Source organism: Microcoleus sp. B3-D7 (genome assembly GCF_036705305.1).
Lineage (GTDB): Bacteria > Cyanobacteriota > Cyanobacteriia > Cyanobacteriales > Microcoleaceae > Microcoleus.
Window position 1 is genome coordinate 269,624 of record NZ_JAUBUE010000001.1, and the last position, 23,133, is coordinate 292,756.

The 23,133-nt window shown below is 47.1% G+C and carries 16 protein-coding genes and 1 tRNA gene; 10 read left to right on the top strand and 7 right to left on the bottom strand.

The features are described 5' to 3' along the window. Window positions 1-275: 275 nt before the first annotated feature. From QUB25_RS01000 to QUB25_RS01015, 4 genes are all read left to right on the top strand, one after another. Entirely contained in the window at window positions 276-2,702 is a 2,427-nt protein-coding gene (locus QUB25_RS01000) for an ATP-binding protein (protein ID WP_333181623.1), read from the top strand. A gap of 240 nt (window positions 2,703-2,942) precedes the next feature. Beyond that, window positions 2,943-3,842 (top strand): methyltransferase domain-containing protein, encoded by a 900-nt coding sequence (locus tag QUB25_RS01005; protein ID WP_333062871.1) that lies wholly within the window; start codon window positions 2,943-2,945, stop codon window positions 3,840-3,842. A 123-nt stretch (window positions 3,843-3,965) separates the two neighbouring features. Then, a complete protein-coding gene (locus tag QUB25_RS01010; protein WP_333062870.1) occupies window positions 3,966-4,694 on the top strand; it encodes an HAD family phosphatase in 729 nt (242 codons plus the stop codon). A 120-nt stretch (window positions 4,695-4,814) separates the two neighbouring features. Beyond that, window positions 4,815-4,887, top strand: a tRNA-Ala gene (locus QUB25_RS01015). 16 nt (window positions 4,888-4,903) lie between these two features. Here the strand turns inward: QUB25_RS01015 and QUB25_RS01020 are convergent. Beyond that, window positions 4,904-5,080 carry a hypothetical protein gene (locus QUB25_RS01020; RefSeq protein WP_333062868.1) on the bottom strand — a complete coding sequence of 59 codons (177 nt, stop codon included), beginning with the start codon at window positions 5,078-5,080 and terminating at the stop codon, window positions 4,904-4,906. A 332-nt stretch (window positions 5,081-5,412) separates the two neighbouring features. Between QUB25_RS01020 and urtA the strand changes: the two genes are divergently transcribed. From urtA to urtE, 6 genes are all read left to right on the top strand, one after another. Then, window positions 5,413-6,732 (top strand): urea ABC transporter substrate-binding protein, encoded by a 1,320-nt coding sequence (urtA, locus tag QUB25_RS01025; protein WP_333181625.1) that lies wholly within the window; start codon window positions 5,413-5,415, stop codon window positions 6,730-6,732. Window positions 6,733-7,023: 291 nt separating this feature from the next. Then, entirely contained in the window at window positions 7,024-8,178 is a 1,155-nt protein-coding gene (locus tag QUB25_RS01030; protein WP_333181627.1) for an ABC transporter permease subunit, read from the top strand. Between the two features lie 27 nt (window positions 8,179-8,205). Next, on the top strand, window positions 8,206-9,348 hold the full coding sequence (urtC, locus tag QUB25_RS01035; protein WP_333181629.1) for an urea ABC transporter permease subunit UrtC: 1,143 nt from the start codon (window positions 8,206-8,208) through the stop codon (window positions 9,346-9,348). A gap of 190 nt (window positions 9,349-9,538) precedes the next feature. Continuing rightward, a complete protein-coding gene (locus QUB25_RS01040) occupies window positions 9,539-10,261 on the top strand; it encodes a TIGR00266 family protein (protein WP_333075854.1) in 723 nt (240 codons plus the stop codon). 185 nt (window positions 10,262-10,446) lie between these two features. Continuing rightward, window positions 10,447-11,193: an urea ABC transporter ATP-binding protein UrtD gene (gene urtD, locus QUB25_RS01045; RefSeq protein ID WP_333062859.1), complete on the top strand. Its 747-nt coding sequence runs from the start codon at window positions 10,447-10,449 to the stop codon at window positions 11,191-11,193. 92 nt (window positions 11,194-11,285) lie between these two features. Next, a complete protein-coding gene (gene urtE / locus QUB25_RS01050) occupies window positions 11,286-11,984 on the top strand; it encodes an urea ABC transporter ATP-binding subunit UrtE (protein ID WP_333075855.1) in 699 nt (232 codons plus the stop codon). 93 nt (window positions 11,985-12,077) lie between these two features. Here the strand turns inward: urtE and QUB25_RS01055 are convergent, their stop codons facing one another. The 6 genes from QUB25_RS01055 to QUB25_RS01080 all read right to left on the bottom strand — a co-directional run bounded on the left by QUB25_RS01055 (window position 12,078) and on the right by QUB25_RS01080 (window position 23,105). After that, the gene (locus tag QUB25_RS01055) at window positions 12,078-12,425 is read right to left on the bottom strand and encodes a type II toxin-antitoxin system mRNA interferase toxin, RelE/StbE family (protein WP_333181631.1); all 348 of its coding nucleotides are present in this window, start codon (window positions 12,423-12,425) and stop codon (window positions 12,078-12,080) included. Window position 12,426: 1 nt separating this feature from the next. After that, entirely contained in the window at window positions 12,427-12,681 is a 255-nt protein-coding gene (locus QUB25_RS01060; RefSeq protein ID WP_333036453.1) for a hypothetical protein, read from the bottom strand. A 16-nt stretch (window positions 12,682-12,697) separates the two neighbouring features. Continuing rightward, on the bottom strand, window positions 12,698-13,453 hold the full coding sequence (locus tag QUB25_RS01065) for a pentapeptide repeat-containing protein (RefSeq protein WP_333181633.1): 756 nt from the start codon (window positions 13,451-13,453) through the stop codon (window positions 12,698-12,700). A gap of 66 nt (window positions 13,454-13,519) precedes the next feature. After that, on the bottom strand, window positions 13,520-13,996 hold the full coding sequence (locus QUB25_RS01070) for a chemotaxis protein CheW (RefSeq protein WP_333181635.1): 477 nt from the start codon (window positions 13,994-13,996) through the stop codon (window positions 13,520-13,522). 190 nt (window positions 13,997-14,186) lie between these two features. Then, window positions 14,187-17,045 (bottom strand): hybrid sensor histidine kinase/response regulator, encoded by a 2,859-nt coding sequence (locus tag QUB25_RS01075; RefSeq protein ID WP_333181637.1) that lies wholly within the window; start codon window positions 17,043-17,045, stop codon window positions 14,187-14,189. 267 nt (window positions 17,046-17,312) lie between these two features. Further along, window positions 17,313-23,105: a PAS domain S-box protein gene (locus tag QUB25_RS01080; protein WP_333181639.1), complete on the bottom strand. Its 5,793-nt coding sequence runs from the start codon at window positions 23,103-23,105 to the stop codon at window positions 17,313-17,315. Window positions 23,106-23,133: the final 28 nt, after the last annotated feature.

A 23,133-nucleotide genomic window follows, 5' to 3' on the forward strand; every position in this document is an offset into this window, starting at 1 on the left:
ATTAGGTAAACCGAAGGTCAAAATATAAAGCTGATGCCAAAATAGAAGGCAAGCGTGCGATCGGAATAAGAATTGTTTGCAGTCAGGAATGCAAGTCATACCATTTTAAATGTGAGATTTGAGATTTGAGATTGGAATGACTGATGCCTACCAGGGTTGGGATCACCGGCCTACAGTTGCATTATTTTTCTGAAACTGGTCTCACGACTTGGCTGATATTAATTCTGCAGAATGACCATTACCGTTTGATGAATTTGATTCGGAGAGAACATTTGATGATGCAAAACCCAGCAAATCAAGCCGGATCTGTGTCTGCGCCGCCGCCACACCAAACAAAAAAGCTGCGCCACTTTTGGGACAACATCAGCAATTCTGCTCAATCGCAGTGGCAGCAAGCGCACAGTCTTTGGCAGCACAGACGGCAGCGCCGCCATTTGCTGACCCTGCTAATTCTGGGCACCACCGCTTTAACCATTAGCACAACTGCTTGCATCAGCTATTTTTTTGTACGCGGACTAATTCTTGACAATTTAAAGCAAATAGCACTATTAAAACTAGAAAAAGGCACCGATGAAATCGACCGCTGGCTCAGCAGCCGCAAAGCAGAAATAGAAACCATTGCTTACGATCCTACGGTTGGCACTCTCAATTGGCAATTAGTCGAGCCCCGGTTACAAGGAGAAATATACAGATTAAAAGAGTATTTCGTCCTGTCATTAACTCAACCCGACGGCTTATTTATCAACACTTTAGGCCACCGCGCGAACAGCAAAGACCGCCAACACTTTCAAAAAGCAATGGCCGGGCAGCTCAACGTTTCCGACCCGCTGATCGGCCGCAGTACAAAAGTTTCTACGATTATTATTTCAGCTCCTATTTGGGCCTTACCTCCTGCTCCCAATCAAGTAATTGGAGTCCTCTCAGGCAGCATTAAATTAGACCGAGTAACATCTGTCGCTAACAGCTTGCTGTACGGTTCCGACAGTTATGCTTTTGCGCTCAATTCACAAGGAGTGCCAATTGTTCATCCCAACAATAACTTAATCGGAAATATCGACCAGGAGGCGCCAAGCTTTTTACAGTCAAAAGACCCCGCTCTCTCCACAATTGCGCGGCAGATGATCGACCGCCAGACGAACATCAAACTGGTAAAAATAGATAACAAATGGGCGTATGTGGCCTATGCTCCACTCAAGGAAGTTAACTGGTCGATGGCTTTAGTAATTCCCCGTGAAAATATTGAATCCCAACTGCAAGCATTAAATTTGCTGACCTCCGTAGTCGCTGGACTGCTCATCCCGGCAATGCTAGCAGCAATTTGGCTAATTTACTCGTCCGAAAACAATCGCGCTCAAGCGGAGCGAGAAGCCATGCTCAACCGGATTGCTGGACGCATTCGCGCTTCCCTAGAATTAGACCAAATTGTGCAAAGTACAGTCGAAGAAATAGTAAGTTTGCTGCACCTAGAACTGGCGGCTTTTGGTTGGTACAAACCGCAAGAAAAAACGTTACAAATCCTGTGGGAATGTTGCCCATCTGATTCTCCGACACAAGGCATAAAGTTTGAGCCTTACTTTCTCGAAAATGTGTTAGTACGGAGTGGTCAAGGCGAACCAATTATTCTTTCGATGGACACTTGGGCGAAGGGTGTAACTCAACCGCCCGAACTTAAAGCTAATAGCTATTTAGCCGTACCTGTCCAGACTCAGAATCAACCGCAGGGTTATTTAATTTGTAGCCACGCTACTCATTGGCTTTGGAGCAGGGAGGAAATCCAACTGTTAAAAGCTGTAGCAGACCAATTGGCGATCGCAATTACTCAAGCTCACCTTTACAGTCAAACCCAAGACCAAGTAAAACTGCTTAATAGTGCCTTAAATGAACTGAAAAAAACTCAAACTCATTTAGTGCAGAACGAAAAAATGTCATCCCTCGGTCAAATGGTGGCTGGGATAGCGCACGAAATCAACAACCCCGTTAACTTCATTTCAGCTAATTTGCCTCATACCAGCAAATATACTAAAGATTTATTAGAGTTGGTGAGTTTATACAAAGAAGCCTTCCCAGAGGTTCCCCAGGAAATCGCAGATTTTAGCGAAGAAATCGAGTTAGAATTTATCGAGGAAGATTTGCCGCATATATTGAATTCTATGAAAATAGGAACCGAACGCATTCGCAGCATAGTTCTTTCTTTACGAAACTTTTCTCGCCTGGATGAATCTGACAAAAAGCTAGCGGACATTCACGAAGGTATAGAAAATACCTTGCTGCTGCTCTCCAACCGCATTAAAAATAGAATTTATATAGTCAAGAAATACGGAAAAGTGCCTTCAGTCGAGTGCTATCCCTCTCAGCTCAATCAGGTGTTTATGAACTTGCTGAGTAATGCGATCGATGCCTTGAACGAGATCGATCGCCTGGATAAAATTATTACTATTTCCACGGGAGTAGTTCGGGAACATGGCGCTAAATTTCTGAAAGTGGCGATCGCCGACAACGGCCCCGGCATTCCCGACAGCGTTAAAGACCAAATTTTTAACCCATTTTTTACTACTAAAGAGGTGGGCAAAGGCACGGGTTTGGGGTTGGCAATTAGCTACAAAATTGTAGTAGATGGACACGGCGGCAGCATCACAATTTCTCGACCTCCTGGCGGGGGTACGGAGTGTTTGGTAAAAATTCCTATTACTAACGAGAAGTAATACAATTTAAAATTTGAGATTTGAGATTTTCAAATGCCTGATAAAACAAGCTTTTTAAGCTGGTATATAGTTGCATTTTTTGGAAAAACTGGTATAAGAAGGAAGTGGAAAGGAAGCTCACGGATTTTGTAACGGAGGTAAGGGCTAGAAGGAAGAGGGAAGAGGGGCTAAACAGTTTTAATTAATCCTAAGTTGACGGCAGTTGGCTAAAATTAGAAGAGTTTTTGTTAAAGGTGTTTTATGGCTGTTGGCAAGGATACAATTTTCGAGCGCTTTTTGTCGCCCCTGGTTCGACTGGCTATCGACGAAGAAGCACTGAAACGACTATACGAAGGTATCGACTGGGAAACAGCGGGCGATCGCTACCGACAACCCGATTTAGTTTATCCCGAATATTACACCAGCCAAAACTTTCACGGCATTAAACGTGGCTACCTCAACCCCAGTGCCGCCGTTTCCTACGATCCCATCACGCAATATGTTTTGCCTCCCCATGAAACAGTCGTCAGGCAAGGCTTAATTGACGCTGTGCGGGTGAAACCGCGCCGAATTATCGATTTGGGATGCGGCACCGGTTCGACAACGCTCATGCTCAAGCAGGCTTTTCCCGCAGCGGAAGTTGTCGGGCTGGATTTGTCGCCTTATATGCTGGTAGTTGCCGACATGAAAGCGCAAAAAGCCGGCTTAAATATCCAGTGGTTGCACGGAAATGCCGAAAGCGTTGCTTTCCCCGATGCCAGCTTCGATTTAGTCGCAGCTTCCTTGCTATTTCACGAGACGCCACCTGCTGTATCGCGGGCAATTTTGCGAGAAAGCTTCCGACTGCTGAAGGTTGGGGGACAAGTGGCAATTTTGGACGGAAATCAAAAAACTTTGCGGCAAACAGAGTGGCTGACTGATATCTTTGAAGAGCCTTATATTAAGTCTTACGCGGCTGGCAGCCTCGATGCTTGGGCGGGGGCGGCTGGATTCGCGGCGGTGCAAACTCACGAACACTGGTGGGTGAATCAGGTGACGCAGGGCGTGAAACCTTTGCCTGGGGAAGATTTGGAACAGGCAAATGTGGCGAGGGGGTGGAATTGGGGCGATCGAACTCCTGATTTTGATGGCGATTTACCGGGCATTCCAGCTCCCGCTTGATTTACAGAATAACCACCGACTGGAAGTCGGGGCTACACAAATAAAGTCCGCCTTCGCGGACTGAATAATAACTAATAACTAATAACTAATAACTCCTAACTCCTAACTCCTAACTCCTAACTAATGACTCTAAAAGCTGTTTTATTTGATTTTAATGGCGTGATTGTTAATGACGAGCCGATTCACGAGAAAATCATCGCTCAATTGATGCTCGATGAAAATCTCCAGCTCAAACGTGGGGAGTTTCGAGAAGTTTGTTTGGGAAGGAGCGATCGCGCTTGCATTACCGAACTGCTCAAGCGCCGAGGACGATATCTAACAGAAACATATCTCGATCGACTGCTGCAGCGCAAGGCAGAAGCTTACAAAGCTCAAATAGATACTTTGGAGAAACTGCCGATTTATCCCGGTTTGGCAGAATTTATTGATAAAATTCGGGTTGCCGGACTGAAAATGGCCGTAGTTAGCGGGGCAATGCGATCGGATATAGAATTGGTGTTAGATCGGGCCGGTTTGGCAGCAAACTTTGAGTTAATTGTCGCAGGCGACGACTTGACGGCGAGCAAACCAGCACCGGATTGCTATTTATTGGCTGTGGAACTTCTCAACCAGAAATATCCCGACTTTAACCTGCAACCGATCGAGTGTTTGGCGGTGGAAGATACTTTTGCGGGGATTGAAGCAGCGAAAAAAGCGGGGATTCAGGTTGCGGGTGTGACTCACACTTACCCGTTTCACATGATCCAGCGCCAAGCTAATTGGACGGTGGACTATTTTGCTGATTTAGAGTTGGATAGAGTGGCGGCACTTTGCTCGATCGCCCCCACTGAGCCGGCCGCAGAAAACTCTTGACCTTTTTAGCAGTTACGTGGTAGTGTAAGTGACGGTCTGCGAACGTGAGAGCCAGCAAGACCTGTAAGCATTTTAGATTCGGCAATCCGGCATCTAAAATGCTAAATTAAAACTCAATCAGGGGAATTAGCTCAGTTGGTAGAGCGCTGCGATCGCACCGCAGAGGCCAGCGGTTCGAGTCCGCTATTCTCCATAAATCAGGGGCATTACTACAGGTGACGATCGTACTCAAAGCGAAGTGCGATCGTCACCTGCTTTGATACTCGCCTATGAGTGTGCGATCGACTCAGTTGCTGCCTAAGTTTTAGCATCAATAACCTGTGGAGAGCGAGAAACCCGCTTTCTATTTTGTGCGATCGACCCGGTTGCTGCCTAACTGGTAGCATCAATAAGATAATTTATGTAAAGAAACCGAGTTTCTAATTACAGACTAATTGCTGAAAAGACGTATTTTGGTGTCTAAACCCGGTTTCCCAAAAAAATCCGGTAAGCCCGTGATCCCCACCCTGATGTCATCAGTCAATCTAAAATCTAACAAGGTATCACTCCGGTTTCGGCCGCAGTTGCCCTCAATCCCCACAAAACATTCATTTTCTCAAAAACAATAAGTTTTGTAGCTAAAAATACAACAGTCTGCTGAAGCGAGTCTTAATATCAAGTCGCTATGTGTTATTATTCTCAATCATCTGACTCATCTATTCAAGAGTAACAAGAAAAAATGACAAAGCGATTCGATCGGCGGAAATTTATTTTATACAGTTCTGCTACCCTAACATCAAGTTTATTTCTCAAAGCTTGTAGAACTCCAACTCCAACAGCAACTCCCGCCGCTTCTCCCACATCAACAGGAACTACACCAGCAGCAGCCGGGGGCGGAAACACGATCAAAGTAGGAATTTTACATTCCTTGAGCGGCACGATGTCAATCAGCGAAAAAAGCGTTGTCGATGCCGAACAATTAGCGATCGAAGAAATTAATAAAGCTGGTGGCGTCCTCGGAAAACAAATCGAAGCAGTCGTAGAAGATGGGAACTCAGACTGGCCGACTTTTGCCGAAAAAGCCAAAAAATTGATCGACCAAGATAAAGTTGTGACCGTCTTCGGATGCTGGACTTCCGCTAGTCGCAAAGCAGTATTACCGGTATTTGAAGAAAAAAATCATATGCTCTGGTACCCCGTACAATACGAGGGTCAAGAGTGTTCCAAGAACATCTTTTATACCGGGGCGGCGCCGAACCAGCAAATCGAACCAGCAGTTGACTGGCTGCTAGAAAATAAAGGCAAAAAATTCTTCTTAGTCGGGTCTGACTACGTTTTCCCCCGCACGGCAAATACCATTATCAAAGCACAGCTAGCAGCCAAAGGCGGCGAATTAGTTGGGGAAGATTACATTCCTTTGGGCGGGACAGAAGTCACGCCAATTATTACTAAAATTAAGGCAGCTTTGCCAGACGGCGGCGTCATTTTCAATTCCCTCAACGGCGACAGTAACGTAGCATTTTTCAAACAGTTGCAGGGTGCAGGTTTGGGCGCGGACAAATATCCGTCAATGTCCGTCAGTATTGCTGAAGAAGAAGTAAAGGCGATCGGCGTAGAATATCTTAAAGGCCATTATGCCGCCTGGAATTACTTCATGACTGTGGAATCTCCGGCTAATACAAAATTTGTGCAAGCTTTCAAAGCAAAATACGGCAACGATAGAGTGACTAACGACCCGATGGAAGCAGCTTATATTATGGTTTACCTGTGGAAGCAAGCCGTCGAAAAAGCAGGGACAGCCGACGATTTGGAAAAAGTGCGGGCAGCAGCTTTGGGTCAAACCTTTGACGCACCGGGGGGCACAGTAACGATGGATGTTAACCATCACCTTTCTAAATTTGTGCGCTTGGGCGAAGTGAGAGACGACGGTTTATTTAACATCGCTTTTGCTACACCAGAAGCAGTGAAGCCGGTACCTTGGAATCAATTTGTCGCTGAAACAAAAGGCTTTGCTTGCGATTGGTCAGACCCCGCAAAAGGTGGCAAATTCAAAGCTTGATAAGTAGGTAATACCAATTTTTTTAACGTTGGCAACGTATCTTCGATCCCCCCTAGCCCCCCTTAATAAGGGGGGGACAAGAGCGTTCTTGCGTCACCCCCTACTCCCCTTAATCAGGGGGAACTGGAGTCTTCAAAGTCCCCCTAACTAAGGGAGATTTAGGGGTATCGAGAGACTCACTCTAAGCATAATTTATAGAAAACTTGACGCTTAAGTTGACACCAACGGGGTAAAATCCGCCCCTAATTATCCGCGAACAAAGTTAACAGACTTGATGCAGGAGTAACAAAATTGGCGATATTAGATGGTTTATTTAACGGCATTAGCATCGGCGCAGTTTTACTAATTGCAGCCCTGGGATTAGCGATTATTTTCGGGCTGATGGGCGTGATTAATATGGCTCATGGCGAGTTGATGATGCTGGGGGCTTATACAACTTTCGTGGTGCAAAATGTCTTCAAAGGTATCGGAGGATTTGCTTTTGAAACCTATATTTTATTTGCAATTCCCCTAGCTTTTTTAGTAGCTGCATTGGTAGGATTGATTCTCGAACGCGGAGTGATTCGCTATCTTTACGGGCGGCCGCTAGAAACTCTGCTGGCAACTTGGGGTGTAAGTTTAATTTTGCAGCAGTTTGTCCGCAGCGTTAGTTGGGTGCTGGTAATTGGGATTGCGGTGTTTTGTTTGCTTTTTTTTGGCGGTTTGCGGTTGCTGAAATCGCGCCTGGATTTCGATCGCATTCGCAGCAAAATTATCGCCCTAATTTTGCCTTTATCTTTGGGTATTTCCTGGGCGGTGAGCGCTTTTTTAGGGCAAACTTACAAACTGGCAGTAACTCAACCTTGGTTTGGCGCTCAAAACGTGGATGTAACTGCACCGCAATGGTTGCGGGGTGGCATACCGCTGGGAAATTTTCAGTTGCCCTACGCCCGAATTTTTATTATTGTCCTTACCGGAATTTGTTTGGCGGGAATTTACCTATTTTTGCAAAAGTCTGTGTGGGGATTGCGGATTAGATCCGTGACACAAAATCGCAGCATGAGTGCGTGTTTGGGAATTCCTACCGAACAAGTAGACGCGCTGACTTTTGCTTTGGGTTCGGGGTTGGCAGGTGTCGCTGGGTGCGCGATTAGTTTGATTGGTTCGGTAGGGTCAAATACCGGACAAAATTATATAGTCGATACGTTTATGGTGGTGGTTGTGGGCGGTGTCGGCAAGATTGTGGGGAGTGTAGTTGCTGCGATCGCGATCGGCACTGCAAATTACCTGATTGGTTCGGGAACATTAGCAATAATGTTCGCTCCCGTCAAGCCTTTAGCCGACTTCTTCACATTTTTCGCCACAACCAGCATGGCAAAAGTAATGGTATTCGCCTTAATTATGGCTTTTCTGCAAGTGAAGCCGGGAGGGATTTTCCCGCAAAAAGGGCGGACGGTAGAAAATTAAAAATTACAACTGCGAGTGTAGCGAAAAATGCAGAACAAACATCAAAAACCCTGGCTAAAAGAAGCGGCAATTGTCAGCGCGATCGCCCTCACATTCATCTTACTGATCCCAGGAATACTCCCCGATGTTCGGCTCAATCAATTGGGGCGATTTTTAGCACTAGCAATTGCCGCCCTCGGCATAGACTTGATTTGGGGATACACGGGTTTACTTAGTTTAGGGCATGGGGTGTTTTTTGCGATCGGCGGTTACGCTTTCGCCATGTACCTAAAATTGCAAATTCCCCCAACCGCCAGCAGTCAATTGCCAGAATTTATGAACCTCTACGGCGTTACCGAACTCCCCTGGTTTTGGCAACCATTTTATTCATTTCCTTTCTCAGCATTAGCAGTAGTTCTCATCCCCGCCATCTTGGGCGCACTTTTAGGTTATTTAGTCTTCCGCAATCGAATTCGAGGCGTTTACTTTTCAATTCTCACTCAAGCAGCAACCATTGTATTTTTCAACTTCTTTAACGGCCAGCAAAAACTGATTAACGGCACCAACGGACTCACCGACTTTAAAACCCTGTTCGGAGCCACAGTAAATGACCGAGATACTCAATATATTTTCTACATTCTCACCATACTCTTTCTAGCAGCAACTTACGCCCTCTGCCGATGGCTGACCAGCGGGCGTTTCGGCCGCCTGCTAGTAGCCATTCGCGACGACGAAGTGCGCCTGCGTTTCTCAGGTTACAATCCCACAGGATATAAAGTTTTAGTCTTTGCAATTTCCGCCGGTTTAGCCGGGATTGCAGGCGCATTATTTACCGTACAAACCGGAATCATTTCGCCAAAAGCAATGGATATTGCCTTTTCAATTGAAATGGTAATCTGGGTCGCAGTGGGAGGTCGCGCCACATTATCTGGAGCAATATTAGGAGCGCTGCTAGTCAACTTTGGCAAGAGTTTCTTGAGCGAACAATTTCCAGAAGTGTGGCTATTTTTCCAAGGCGCGCTATTCTTAATAGTAGTAACCGTCCTGCCCGACGGCATAGTCGGATGGCTGCAAGATCAAAGTTTCGACCAAATCCGCGCCCTGTTCAGAAAACCTAAGTACGTATCTACTTACCCCAGCCTGGAACAAGACCCCCAAGTGCAGCTCGAAAAAGAAGAACTTGAACATTGAGTGCAAAAAGATTGTGTAATTTATAAGTAGGCTGACATAAATAAATGTCACCTGCAACAGACAAACAAAGCAATCGCCATAGACTTGGCAAACGCTGCGTTTCTCTCTATCTGAGGAAACGTAATATATATGTCCACCTACTTAGATATCCGTAGCAAGTAGCTTCGTTCTTTAACTTGAGGGGCAACATATGGCAGATATTATTGACTACAAAATTTACGGCGACGATTTGCAACTCATCGAGATTGAACTCGACCCCAAAGAAGGCGTCAGGGCTGAAGCTGGAACCATGACATACATGGAAGGCGACATCCAAATGCAAACATCCACAGGCGGCGGCTTATTTCAAGGTTTCAAACGGATGCTGACAGGAGCTGGTTTTTTCATTACCACCTTTGTCAACGCCGGAAATCGCAAGGCCCGCGTCGCTTTTGCCGCCCCCTATCCGGGTAAAGTAATTCCTCTAGATTTAGGCAAACTTGGCGGTAAGTTTTTGTGTCAAAAAGACTCATTTCTCTGTGCGGCCAACGGCATTGAAATTGAGGTAGCATTCACCAAGCGACTCGGTGCCGGTTTCTTTGGCGGAGAAGGTTTTATTCTGCAAAAATTGCAGGGTGACGGGCTAGCTTTTGTTCATGCGGGAGGAACAATAGTTGAGAAAAATTTAGGAGTTGGCGAAGTGTTGCGAGTAGACACCGGCTGTTTAGTAGCTTTTGCAGCGAGTGTAGATTACGATATTCAGTTTGTTGGCGGGTTTAAGAATGCTTTGTTTGGAGGTGAAGGCTTGTTTTTGGCAAAGATGACTGGGCCGGGAAAAGTATATGTGCAAAGTTTGCCACTCTCGAAGTTAGCTGAACGGATTTTAGCTGCTGCTCCACCTCCTATTTCGAGCAGTTCTAGCAGTTTTAGTTGAGAGTAAAATAACCATTTATGTGCTTGTGTAGGGTGCGTCAGCCAGCAGATTTTCCGGCTTACCCAGAGACTGTTAACTGACGCACCTTCTCAGAGAAAATCAGCGCTGTCAGGTGCGTCAGCCAGCAGATTTTCCGCCTTACCCAGAGACTGTTAACTGACGCACCCTACCTGGAAAAATCAGCTATGAATGGCAAAGTATTAGAAATAGAAAACTTGACTGTTAGTTTTGATGGTTTTAAAGCCATTAACGGTTTAAATTTCAGCATGGATGCGGGCGAACTACGAGTTATTATTGGGCCCAATGGTGCGGGCAAAACAACTTTTCTCGATTCGATTACCGGGAAAGTGCAGCCGACAGAGGGCCGGGTGTTATTTAAGGGACAGAATTTACGCAAGTTGTCCGAAGATAGGATTTCGCGCTTGGGAATTGGTCGCAAGTTTCAGACGCCGCGAGTTTACTTGAATTTAACGCCACGCGAAAATTTGGAATTGTCTTGCAGCCGCCATAAAAATGTTTTTTCGACTTTGTTCAAGCCTGCTTCTGCTGCTGAAAAACGCACGGTTTCCGGTTTGTTAGAAACAATTGGTTTAGTTGCTAAAGCTGATATTTCGGCTGGTTTGCTTTCTCACGGGGAAAAGCAATGGTTGGAAATTGGAATGTTGGTGGCTCAATCTCCTGATTTGTTGTTGGTAGATGAACCTGTGGCGGGTTTGACGGATGAGGAAACGATGTTAACTGGTGAGTTGCTAATTTCGCTAGCGGAAAGTCATTCGGTGTTGGTAATTGAACACGATATGGAGTTTGTGCGGCAAATTGCGCGGCAGGTTACGGTGTTGCATCAGGGTGCGGTTTTGTGTGAGGGAACTATGGATGAGGTGCAAAATGACGATCGGGTAATTGAGGTATATTTGGGAAAACCGGAAGAGTAAGAAAAAGGAAGAAGCAAGAAGGAAGAAGGAAAAAGGAAGAAGTTATTTGTTAGTTGCTACCAATTTCCATGCCCAATTACCAATTAAAAACTATGCTACAAGTCTCTAATTTGAATGTTTATTACGGCGAAAGTCACATTTTGCGCGATGTCGATTTAAGCGTCATGGCGGGGCAAATGGTTTGCTTAATCGGCCGCAATGGTGTGGGCAAAACTACTATGCTAAAAACGATTATGGGGTTGCTGCAACCGCGCAGCGGCACTATTGCTTTTGGCGGAGAATCTATTGCTTCTAAGTTGACTCACCAGCGGGCTAGATTAGGCATTGGTTATGTGCCTCAAGGGCGCGAAATCATTCCACGTTTGACGGTGAAGGAAAATCTATTGTTAGGTTTGGAAGCGAAACCAACCAAAATCAAAAATCCTGAAGTACCTGATGAAATTTATGAGTTATTTCCGGTTTTGAAAACTATGCTCGATCGCCTGGGAGGTGATTTGAGCGGAGGACAGCAGCAGCAGTTAGCTATTGCTAGGGCTTTGATGGGTGAGCCGCAGTTGCTGGTTTTGGATGAACCTACGGAGGGGATTCAACCATCCATTATTTTAGATATTGAAGCTGCGGTGCGCCGCGTGGTTGCGACTAGGGGAATTTCTGTTTTGTTGGTGGAGCAACATTTGCATTTTGTGAGGCAAGCTGACTGGTATTATGCTATGCAAAAAGGCGGAATTGTGGCTTCGGGAAGCACTAGCGAGTTAAGTGATGAGGTGATTCAGAGGTTTTTGGCTGTTTGAATAGAATTGAAGGAAGGCACGACACGGATTTTGACGATGACAGCGATCGCCTCAAAGAGCAAGAAGGGCAAGCGTTTAGATTTGAAAAATGGCTTATTCGTCTGGGTTCGCTTGGTATTCTGCGATCGCAGTTTGGATTTCCTCGGCGGACACATTTGCTTGTTCTGATTTCGAGTAAATCAGGTGTAAAACAACTTGAGTCGGTGATTCAACTTGATAAATCAAGCGATAACCGCCGCTCTTACCAACTTGGGAATCACTGTTTTTAGCCCGGACTTTGTAAACGGTGTATTGAGTCCCTGTAATCTGGTCTCCTATGAAGTTTCCTTGGATAAGCTCATCAAGGACTGGCTGAATATCGGTTTGAATTTGGCGATACTTTTTAGCGAGTCCTTTGAGGCGACGTTTGAAGAGTACCGTGAATGTGACTTGGACTGACATATCAGACATTGATACCGTCCCAGAGTTCCGATATGGGAAAGGTTTGTCCCGCTTTGGCTTGGTGGAGGGAGGCTTTCAGATCGGCGAGGATTTGCTCGTTGGAGTCGGTATCTGAGTCAAAATCTGAGTCGAAGTCTGGGGCGATCGCGGATTGTGTCCGACTGGTCAAAAATTCCAGAAATGCCAGCGTTTGCTCTAAAAGTGGCTCAGGAGTCCGTTCGATCGCTTCGAGAAGGCGTTGTTTAATCGGCGACATAAGACTACCTCTATTATTATTGATTTTTTCGACCGTCTGGCATTGTGGTGCCGGCCATACTTGCTCGATCGATACTAGCGCCATCTATATTAGCATTGCGGAGGTTGGCATCGGAAAGATTGGCATCTCTCAAGTCGGAAAATCGTAGGTCTGCACCGTCTAGATTTGTCTTTGTCAAGTTAGCTTTTCTGAGGTTAGCGTTGCTGATTCTCGCTCCTACTAATTCGGCTCCGCTTAAGTTTGTGCGAGCTAGATTGGTGTTGACAAAATCTGAGATCTCGAAGCGACTACCGCTGAGGTTGGCATCTGATAAATCTGCTCCTGTAAGGATGGGATTTTTTAAGTTAATGTTAACTAATTTTACGGCTCGGAGGTCGCAGCGGGAGCAGCTTTGAGTTAGCAGCAACGTTTCGACGTTGGCGTTGATTTCGTCGATTTGTTGCTGGGAGAAATTTTCGGCAAATTCTGGGGAGACGTAGCCGAGGTTTTTGGGGTCGGGTGGTTTTGGTTGGGGTGTTTGTATTGGGGGTGTTTGGATTTGTTGGGGTGTTTGGATTGGTTGGGGTGTTTGTGGTTGGGGTGTTTGTGGTTGGGGTGTTGGGATTGGTTGGGGTGTTGGGATTGTTTGGGGTGTTGGGATTGGTTGGGGTGTTGGGATTGGTTGGGGTGTTTCTATTTGCCCGATCGCACTTAGTTGCAGCCCCACCTTCGGCAGTTCGAGAGTTGCTGCAAAAATTAGTAGGGCGATCGACATTATGGTGAGTTTTTTCATAAATCTATAACTTTTTGTTTGCGAAAATACCATTTATATGGTATAATACCTCGAAAAGTGAACACCCTACATTTCGCTAAATAAATCAAAATTTAGATAAAAAACTTCGGAACCATCAGGTGCGCGAATTAACTTTTGTATTACCGGAGGCAGTTGTTGTTGACGGTACAATTCGGGAATCTCGCAGAAGCTTTCTTCGGTAATTTCCAAAATTTTTGGCATCTCAGGAAGGGGAATCCCTAACCGATCGCTTTTATTTAAGGTACAAATAACCAGGTATTTGCAGTCAGCCATGCTCGGACTGCTGGGAAATATTTTGGATAAATTAATTATGGTAATCAGTTCTTCTTGATGCCGCAGTAGACTATTACCGTTCGGTAAAAGACCGTAGGCCTTAAAGTTTTTAACAATGCGCTCCACTCGTTCGATAGGAACAGCATAGTAAATATTTCCCAGTTCAAAGGAAACAAATTTTTTAGGGGCAATTCTAACAGTGGCTTGTTTCTTGCTCCGAAAGCGGCGATTGTAATTGGCGTGAGTCATTCGATTTTAGATTTTAGATTAAGGATTATTGGATTTTAGATTTTAGATTGAGGATTTTAGATTTTAGATTATTCGATTTTAGTAGGTGAGTCGGGTGCGTAGTTCCCACTCTTATTTGCGTATTCAATTACTTTTGACCTAAGTTTTGTTTGACATTAGGGATTATTTGATGGAAATTTGAGATTATGGATTAAATTATTGATTGGTGGATTAATTTGGGAATAGCTTGTAAAAGTTGGGCTTCGCTGTAAGGTTTGGTGAAGTATTGATTGGCGCCTAATTCCATTGCCATTTGCCGATGTTTTTCCCCGCTACGGGATGTCAGCATGGCTACGGGAATCTTAGCAAACCGTTCGGTCGATCTGATCGATCGCAACAATTCAAATCCATCCATCCGAGGCATTTCAATATCCACGATCGCCAAACTGCAATCAAGACCATTTTGCAACTTTTCCAGGGCATCCACACCGTCTTTAGCCTGTACCACCTGGTAGCGAGCACGAGTCAGCGTCATAGACAGCAACTGGCGAATTGTATAGGAATCATCCACTACTAAAATCTGCGGTGACTTACTCGAACTCGGCGTTATCTCCTGCACTTTACCGGAGACAGCGGCGATCGAACTATTTACCCCAGGTTGGCCCACCAAATCGTCCACATCCAGAATATTCACCACGCGCCCGTCCCCCAAAATCGTAGTCCCCAAAACGCCGCGAGGCTTGGATAGAGGCGGTGGCAAAGGTTTAACCACTATTTCCTGCTGACCGATCAGCCGTTCTACGGCCACCGCCAGCATTCCTTCGGTAGAAGCCAAAACCAGGACGGGAATTTCGTCTTGGGTCAAAGGGTCAGGAGAGGGGGCATCCGGCCCGACGACGCTATATTCGAGCAAATCTTGCATCCTCACCAAACGAATAAATTCCTCCCGCCACCACAGCATTGGCTGATTGCCGGCAATGTGAACTTCCGAGGCTTTAATGTGCAGAATTTCCTCGACTGCATCCAGCGGCACTGCTATTTTATTGTGATCGGTCTTCACCATCAAAGCATCAGTAATCGACAGCAGCAGTGGCAGTTTAATAATAAAACTCGTACCTTTTCCCAGGCGAGAGTCTACCTTCACCGTCCCCCGCACAGTCCGCAAATTTGTTCGCACCACGTCGAGCCCGACTCCCCGCCCCGAAAGGTCGCTGACCCCTTCTGCAGTGCTGAAACCCGGCCAAAACAGAAAATCGTAGAGTTCGGCAATGGAAAATTCTTGAGCTTGTTCCTCCGTCGCCAAACCCTTTGTGACAACTTTACGGCGAATCATTTCCGGGTCAATGCCTTTGCCGTCATCGGCGACAGTAATAATCGTTTGGCCGCCTTGGTGGCGGGCTTCTATTTCAATTTGACCGCTGGCGGGCTTGCCACTTGCTTTCCGAACTTCGGGCATTTCGATACCGTGGTCGAAAGCGTTTCTCACTAAGTGTATTAAGGGATCGCGCAAAGCGTCGAGCAAACTTTCGTCAATTTTGGTATCTCTTCCCACTAGCAGCAGGTTGACATCTTTATCGTATGTGAGACACATCTCCCGGAGTGCTCTGGGCAAGTGATCGACGGCGCGACTGAAACTCACGACTCGCAACTGCATGACGCGGCTGCGTAGTTGTTCGGTAATGCGGCGCAGTTGGTCGGTACTGCGCTCGAATTTCATCGCTAAGGTGTCTAATTTGGTGGCGGAGTGAGAAATTGCTTGGGCAGTTTCGATGACTTCTGCGGCTGTCGAGTGGAACTCTGTATAACGATCCATCTCTAAGATATCGAAGTGAGCATGAACCGGAGAGGATTTGCCGTTAGCAATCATGGGGAATTCAGTTTCTGCTGCTGCAAGTTTTCCCAATCCAGAGTTCCCGTTTCCCCCTCTCCACTCTGCAAAAGTCAGTCTGTCGTATTCTTCTCGCAACTGACCGCCGAATTGGTTTAAATCTACGATATTGCGGCGGATACGCTTGACTTCGCCACGCAGTTCGGATTCTTGAAGTTCTAAATTTGTACGGTTGATGACTAATTCTCCGACTAGATTCACTAATTCTGTCAAGCGTTCCAAGTCTACCCGGATGGTCGGTCTTTGCGGGTTGGAGACTGTGAGAGTCGGGGAGTCGGGGAGAGTCGGGGAGGGAGAGGGAGAGTCGGGGAGGGAGAGGGAGGGGGAGGGGGAGATTTCCGGGGATGGCGGGGAGTCGGAGAGTGGGGGGGAGTCGGGGGGAGTCGGGGAGGGGGAGATGTCGGGGATGTCGATCGCCCTTCCTTCCAATATTTGTTGGCGTGCGGTTTGCAAGTTTTGGGCGATCGCCCAACCCTCGGATTGCAACCGTTGTAGAGTCAAGTCGGGAGAGTCGATCAAAGCGCTGAGGGCTGCGGCGATTTTCCCAAAATCCGGCAATAGCAGCATTCCAGCCAAACCGGAGAGTTGGTAGTAAATCTGGTTGAGGGCGGTGACGCTTTTTGCCAAATCTGCCTCGGAAGCTTGGGAAAGCTCGGTTTCTAGGCGATTGAAGAGTGCCGGCACTTGCTGTTCAAAAATCAGTTTCAGGGTGTCGGGGGCGGGCGATTGGCTGGCTGCGGGGACTGGCGGCTGTTCTGACTTGCCGTACTTGGCCTGGAACTGGGCGAAAATTTGGGCGATCGCCTCCAAGTTTTCCGTTTGATCCGGAGTTGTGACATCGGAGTGTTGAACTGATTCGATCGTAATTTTTTTGAGAGCATCCACCCCCTGCAGCAAAACACTCACAGTAGTCGGTTCCAGAGCCGACAAGTCTGTGCGATCGCGCAAAATGACAAAACAGTCCTCCAGCGTGTGAGCCGCCGCCGATACGTTTTGAAAGCCCAACATCGAACCCGCACCTTTAATCGAGTGCGCCGCCCGAAACATTTCTTTAACTGCCGCTTGTCGCTCTTTCAAACCCGCAGCTTCCATCGCCAGCAGATTCGTCTCCATTGACTGGAGAAACTCTTCGCATTCTGCGGTAAAAGCATCTATTAATTCGTTTAAATCGTCATCATTCATATTAGTCTGTTGTCTGTTGTCTGTTGACTGTTAACTGTTGACTGTTAACTGTTGGCAGTTTTTTTATATATGATGTCCCGTTATTTCACTGTAATTGTTATCGGGGCGGGTTCACGATTATCTATAACTTCGCATTCAGGATATTTCTCAACCCGCCCCGGCAACAACGATAGTTATTAGTGATTCGTATAACAGTCAACCGTCAACTGTTAACAGTCAACCGTCAACTGTTAACTGTTAACTGTTAACTGTTAACAGTCAACTGAACTAACTGCGGAAATTCGCCACAGACTTTTGCAATTGGCCCAAAGAACCAGACAGCTCGTCCAAAGATGCTTTGACATCCGCACCTTTTTGTGCAGTCGTATTCGCAATCTCGTTGACTTGCTGCATACTGTTAGCAATTCCCTCAGCCGAAACAGTTTGCTTGGCAGATGCGCTAGTAATATTCTGCACCAAAGCATTCATTTCTCGACTAACTTCGATGATGGCATTGAGGTGAGTTTTAGCTTCGCTTGCCAGCTTAGTGCCTTCCACTACCTCCAGCGTCCCGGATTCCATTGCCTTCATCACGCGGCTGATTTCTTCTTGAATTGTACCGACAATTTCGGAGATTTCCTCCGTAGCGCCGGCGGATCTTTCTGCTAATTTCCGCACTTCTTCGGCAACAACTGCAAAGCCTAAACCTTGTTCGCCGGCTCGCGCCGCCTCAATAGTAGCATTCAGAGCTAATAAATTAGTTTGCGAAGCAAGTTGAGAAATCGAAGTCACAATTTTGCCAATTTGCTGCGAAGATTCGCCCAAACGCTTCATCATTTTCGAGGTAGAGGCGATCGTCAACCGGAGCCCGTTAATGCCTTCGACAGCTCGATCGACCGCCATACCGCCGACTTCAGCCGTTTGAGAAGACTGCTGGGCCACTGTTTCTGCCCGCACCGAAACATCTCGCACGTCGCGGATCGAATTCACAATCCGCTCGATTTCGCGCATGATGGCAGATATTTTTGCTGCTTGAATTTCCGCCTGTTGGGTGAGTTGACTGGTATTGTTAATTGACTCGTCGGTAGCAGATGTTACCTGTTCCGCTAAAGTTTGAATTCCCGTTACCACTTTCCGCAGAGAACCGATTAAGAAGTTGAAAGAGTCGGCGACAGCACCTAAAACGTCGTTAGTCACTTCCGCCCTGACTGTCAAGTCGCCTTGAGCAGCCCCTTTAATTTCTCCCAACAATTTAAGGACTTGCTGCGTCAGAGAATCAGCTTCAGCTTTGCGTTCGGCGGCCAATTTTTCTAGTCGTTCTTCTGCTTCTTTGCGCTCGGTGATGTCAAAGCGGATGGCGATATATTTGACTATTGTGCCGCTGGTATCAAAAATGGGGGATATCGTCGAATATACCCAGTAAAACGAGCCATCTTTTCGTCGGTTTTTGATTTCCCCTTGCCACACCAAACCGCGAGAAAGTGTCACCCACATTTCTTCAAAAAATGATTTGGGATGGTAGCCGGAATTGATGAGGCGGTGGTTGCGGTGCAGGAGTTCTCCCATGCTGTAACCGGAGATTTCAATGAATCTGTCGTTGACGTAGGTAATCATGCCTTGGACATCAGTTTCGCTGACGATCGCCGATTCGTCTAGGGCATTTTGCCGAGTTTTTAGTTCTTGCAGCAAGCGTTCCTGTGTCTCGGCCAACTGCTGCATTCGCTCCTGGGATGCTCTTTGTTCGGTGACGTTGCGGCAAACGACTACGCCACCTTTAAGCGCCCCCGTTTCGTCTTTGAGCGGCCGGCCGTTAACTTTCACCCACAGGCCCTCTGGCTTGCCTGCGTGGCGGGTAAAAAGGTCTAGGTCGTCCACGGCTTCTCCTCGAACCGTGCGCGCTAAAGGTATGTCGGCTGGGGGATAGGGAGTTACGGTATCGGGCAAAAATAAACCGTATCTTGCTGACCATTCATTGGGAACAGCATCTGTCGCACCCATGCCAAACATATCTTCGGCGGCGGGGTTGAACAAAACAAAATTGCCTTTTTCGTCGGCAGCAATTATGCCGTCGCCAATGCTGTTTATTAGCAGTTGCAAGAGATTGCTTTGCTGGCGAAATTGCTCTTCGGAACTGGCTAATTGGGCTGTTGTTTTTTCCAGTTGCACCATCGCCTGTTTGCTTTCGGTAACGTCGCGAGCAACTGCATACATGAGCTGTTGTTCGGTTACAGGTCGCACTTTCCACGACAGCCACCTGTAGGAACCGTCTTTGCAGCGGTAGCGATTTTCATAAGACTTTATTTCGGCGCCGCTGGCTACTTTTTCCGCTTGTTCTATGGTTGATTCGCGATCGTCTGGATGGACTAAATCGATATAATAGTTGTCTTCAAGTTCATGCGCCTTGTAGCCGAGTGTTTTTTCCCAAGAGGGATTGATGCGCTTGAATTTGCCTTCAAAACCTATAGTACAAATCAAGTCTAGGGAAAGGGTAAAAAATCGATCGCGCTCTTCTTCTGCTTTTTTGCGATCGGTAATTTCGAGCGCCACACCGCCGACACCGATGGGTTTGCCGTCAGAGCCGGGTAAAGGAAAGTATGACGCCAGCCAATCTCGCATGACGCCCGGTTCGTTGAAGATTGATCCCGACACCTCAACGTTTAAAAGCGGTTGGTTGGTGACAAGAACTTGCTGCAACATCGGCTGTAAGGTATCGATCATTTCGGGTACAACTTCCCTCACAGTCTTGCCGAGGTGTTCGGCAACTGAGACGCCGATGGTTTCGGCTAATTTCTCGTTAACTTGGACGAAGCGCAACTGCTCGTCAAGAATAAACATTGAGGCCGGGGCGGCTTTGAAAAATGCGTCAAAGCGGGTTTGACGCACAACTAATTCTCGTTCTAGGGCTTTGCGATCGCTGATGTCGCGAGCTTCGGGAATCAGCAGCACGACTTTGCCGCTGTCGTCTACGATCGGCTTGAGGGAGAAGTCCACAGTCATCACAGCACCCCCAGCAACGAGCACGTCGGCTTCGTAGCGGACTACCTCGCCGGCGGCGGCTTTTGCGAGCGCAGCTTGCACTTTTTGCTTGGCTTCTGGGGAAATTTTCCACCACAAATTATCTACAAACTGCGTGCCTAGGAAGTCCTCGCGCTCCAGTCCGGCGACGGCGAGGGCTGTTTGGTTGACTTCCAAAACGGTTCCGTCTGGTTTGAGCAGCCCCACTAATTGGAACGATTGGTCAAAAATGGCTCGGAATAGTCTTTCGCGATCGCGCAGCATCTCTTCTGCGCGTTTGCGATCGCTGATGTCGCGACTAACTGTAGCTAGCCCCATAGGCTCGCCCGTTTCTGGGTTGTTGACGGTAAATAGGGTGAAGTCAACCGGAAAGTTTTCGCCGGTTTGAAAGTTCCGCAAGCGGAATTCGCCCTGCCAAAAACCGTCTCGCACAGTAGCCGGCAGGATTTCTTCTTTGAAAATATTAACGTCTTCTGCTGAGAAGAAGTCATAAACGCTTTTGCTTTTTACTTCTTCAATATTTGGCAATCCTGCTAGTTTCATTCCCGCGACATTCAGGTATGTTGCCTCTCCCTCCAGGGTAGCCGTGCCGATAAAATCCGAGCTACTTTCTACGAGCGAAATCAATCTTTGTTTTTCTATTTCGGCTTGCTTGCGAGCCGTGATGTCGTTGTTAGTTTCTAAAATAGCTTTGGGTTTACCCTGTTCGTCTCGCTGCAAATTCCAGCGGCTAAATACGGTAATTTTGGCATCATAATTTGTGGTGTGAATTACTTCTCCTTCCCAATAATCCTGATCTTCTAACTGTGCCGAAATAGCTGCGAAAGGCTGGGGAAAAATGGTGTGCAATAGAGTATGGGTGACTTTTCCCAAAGCTGCTTTTTTTGTCCAGCCGTACATCCGTTCGGCTCCCTGACTCCAATAATTAATCGTGCCGTCTATATCCCGAACGATTAAGGCGTCGCTGGCAAGGTCGAGCATTTGCAAGTTCTGCTGCAATGCTTCTTCTGCGCGCTTGCGTTCAGTAATGTTGCGGGCGATCGTTGAGACAAATTCAACTTCTGAATTCTCGGATTTGTGGGCAACAATTACTTGAGAAACTGGTATTTCTTCGCCGTCTAAACTCTGCCAAACTGTCTCGCCACTCCACGCCCCGTCTCGGCAAGCTGCGGGGATGCCGACTTTCACAATAGTGTCGATACTTTTGGGGGATGTCAGGTCAGAAATGCTGATTCCAGTTAAATCTGCGTCGTCGCCAACTCCCAACATTTCTCTGGCTGCGCGGTTGAGATAAATGGCGCGCTGTTGGGAGTCGGCGATGCCTACCCAGTCTGTTGTGGTTTCTAAAATTGCTTTGAACCGCAATAGTTCTTTTTCCGATTTGCGACGCTCTGTGATGTCGCGCGCCATGCCGAGCATTCCTAAAATATTGCCTTCTGCATCTTTGAGGGGCAATTTCTGGGTGTCGAAGCTGTGTACTTTGCCGTCGGCTAAGGTGGCTAAGTCGTTGGAACCGGGGGCGAGGTGGTTGCCGGCCCGGAAGTTTTGGATTTGGTTCTCGGAATCGGTTTGGGCGTGGAAGTTGGGGAAGATGCGATCAACCGATATGCCGATTTCTGCGTCGTCTTTGCCGATAATTTCTGCTTGAGTTTTGCCGAATGCGGCGGCGAAACCTGCATTGACTAGGGTGTAGCGCAAGTTTCGATCTTTGACGAAAATGCAGTCTGGCGTAGCGTCAATGACTGTACGCAGCAAGTTTTGGGAGCTTTCTGCTTTGGCGAGTGTGTGCCGCAGTTGTTCTTCCATTTCCACGCGATTGGTGATATCTCTAATCGCGCAAACGAGAAATTGTCTGCCGTCGGCATCTACAAAGGTAGATTTCTTGGCGGAGACAAAGCGGGTGTTTCCTGCTGGATCTGTGATGGTTTTTTGGATTTCGGTGCTGGTATTGGTCAAGAAAACTAATTCGTCTTTTTCTCGATATGTCTCTGCTTCCTCTTTGGGCAAAAACTGGTCGTAGGATTGGCCAATTAGTTCTTCTCTGCTATGACCTATGTATTGACAAAAGGCATCATTTAATATGATCCAACGGTGCTGTTGGTCTTTGACATAAATCGGGTCAGGGATGCTGTTGAGGATGTTGTTTAAGAATTGTTCTGAGGCTTTTAATTGCTCTTGTACTGCGGTGCGATCGCGAATTTCCTGTTCCATTTGTGCGTTAGTTTGCAGGAGCTGCTCGGTTCTTTCATTCACTCGCTGCTCTAGTTCTGCAGTTAGCTGCTGCAATGCGGCTTCTGCCTTTTTGCGCTGGGTAATATCGCGGCCTTCGGCGAGGATTTGAAATATTTCTCCTGTTGCATTTAACAGCGGCTTAAACGACACGTCCATTACTGTCACATGGTTATTGGGGCCGATGATTTCGTATTCTTCCCGGACAAAATTACCGGCCGAAACTTGTTGAATGTTCGCTTTTAGGCGCTGCTGGTTGGTTGGAGTTGAGGCCCACCAAGGTGTCAGCCAAAATTTCAGCCCCAGCACTTCTGATGCTGGGAAATCGCCCACTTCTAGCGCTGTCTGATTTGCTTCGAGCACAGTACCGTCTGGCTCCAATAATGTGATCGCTTGAAAAGCTTGGTCGAAGATTGCGTGAAATCGCTGGTTAGTTTCGCTCAGTGCTTGTTCTGTTTCTTTTTTAGCGTTAAGGATGCGGGTGGAACCTACTAAGAATCCGTAGCGGTTGGACAAACTCAAAAAAACGAGCGCCGCCATTACAGTGATCCAATCGAACACAGTTTGTGCCACTGGAGAGTGGGGCAGCCCTAGGTATTCGGCGGCGTGGCCGCTGTGGCCGAAAGCGCAGGTCCAAAATATGGCTGCTGTGGCTGTGGCGAAGATGTCCAACCCGAATTGACGGTTTCGCCACAAACCTAAGCTGATTATCCAGGCGATGGCAAAGTAACACACACAAATGATGCAATTAGCAGCTCCAGCTAGCACCGATTGGGAGAAGTCAGGCAACGTCAGGGTTAAAGTCGTTGCGATCAAGGTATAGAGAATTTTGATCATAAAATTAAGGATGGGCAAATCGGATGCG

Bases quoted from the DNA above. Each gene is read 5' to 3' on its own strand.
- QUB25_RS01000 (WP_333181623.1), top strand. From the start codon at position 276: ATGATGCAAAACCCAGCAAATCAAGCCGGATCTGTGTCTGCGCCGCCG.
- QUB25_RS01005 (WP_333062871.1), top strand. From the start codon at position 2,943: ATGGCTGTTGGCAAGGATACAATTTTCGAGCGCTTTTTGTCGCCCCTG.
- urtC (WP_333181629.1), top strand. From the start codon at position 8,206: ATGCAGAACAAACATCAAAAACCCTGGCTAAAAGAAGCGGCAATTGTC.
- QUB25_RS01060 (WP_333036453.1), bottom strand. From the start codon at position 12,681: ATGTCGCCGATTAAACAACGCCTTCTCGAAGCGATCGAACGGACTCCT.
- QUB25_RS01065 (WP_333181633.1), bottom strand. From the start codon at position 13,453: ATGAAAAAACTCACCATAATGTCGATCGCCCTACTAATTTTTGCAGCA.
- urtE (WP_333075855.1), top strand. From the start codon at position 11,286: ATGCTACAAGTCTCTAATTTGAATGTTTATTACGGCGAAAGTCACATT.
- QUB25_RS01055 (WP_333181631.1), bottom strand. From the start codon at position 12,425: ATGTCAGTCCAAGTCACATTCACGGTACTCTTCAAACGTCGCCTCAAA.
- QUB25_RS01070 (WP_333181635.1), bottom strand. From the start codon at position 13,996: ATGACTCACGCCAATTACAATCGCCGCTTTCGGAGCAAGAAACAAGCC.
- QUB25_RS01080 (WP_333181639.1), bottom strand. From the start codon at position 23,105: ATGATCAAAATTCTCTATACCTTGATCGCAACGACTTTAACCCTGACG.
- QUB25_RS01010 (WP_333062870.1), top strand. From the start codon at position 3,966: ATGACTCTAAAAGCTGTTTTATTTGATTTTAATGGCGTGATTGTTAAT.
- QUB25_RS01075 (WP_333181637.1), bottom strand. From the start codon at position 17,045: ATGAATGATGACGATTTAAACGAATTAATAGATGCTTTTACCGCAGAA.
- QUB25_RS01020 (WP_333062868.1), bottom strand. From the start codon at position 5,080: ATGCTACCAGTTAGGCAGCAACCGGGTCGATCGCACAAAATAGAAAGC.
- urtD (WP_333062859.1), top strand. From the start codon at position 10,447: ATGAATGGCAAAGTATTAGAAATAGAAAACTTGACTGTTAGTTTTGAT.
- QUB25_RS01040 (WP_333075854.1), top strand. From the start codon at position 9,539: ATGGCAGATATTATTGACTACAAAATTTACGGCGACGATTTGCAACTC.
- urtA (WP_333181625.1), top strand. From the start codon at position 5,413: ATGACAAAGCGATTCGATCGGCGGAAATTTATTTTATACAGTTCTGCT.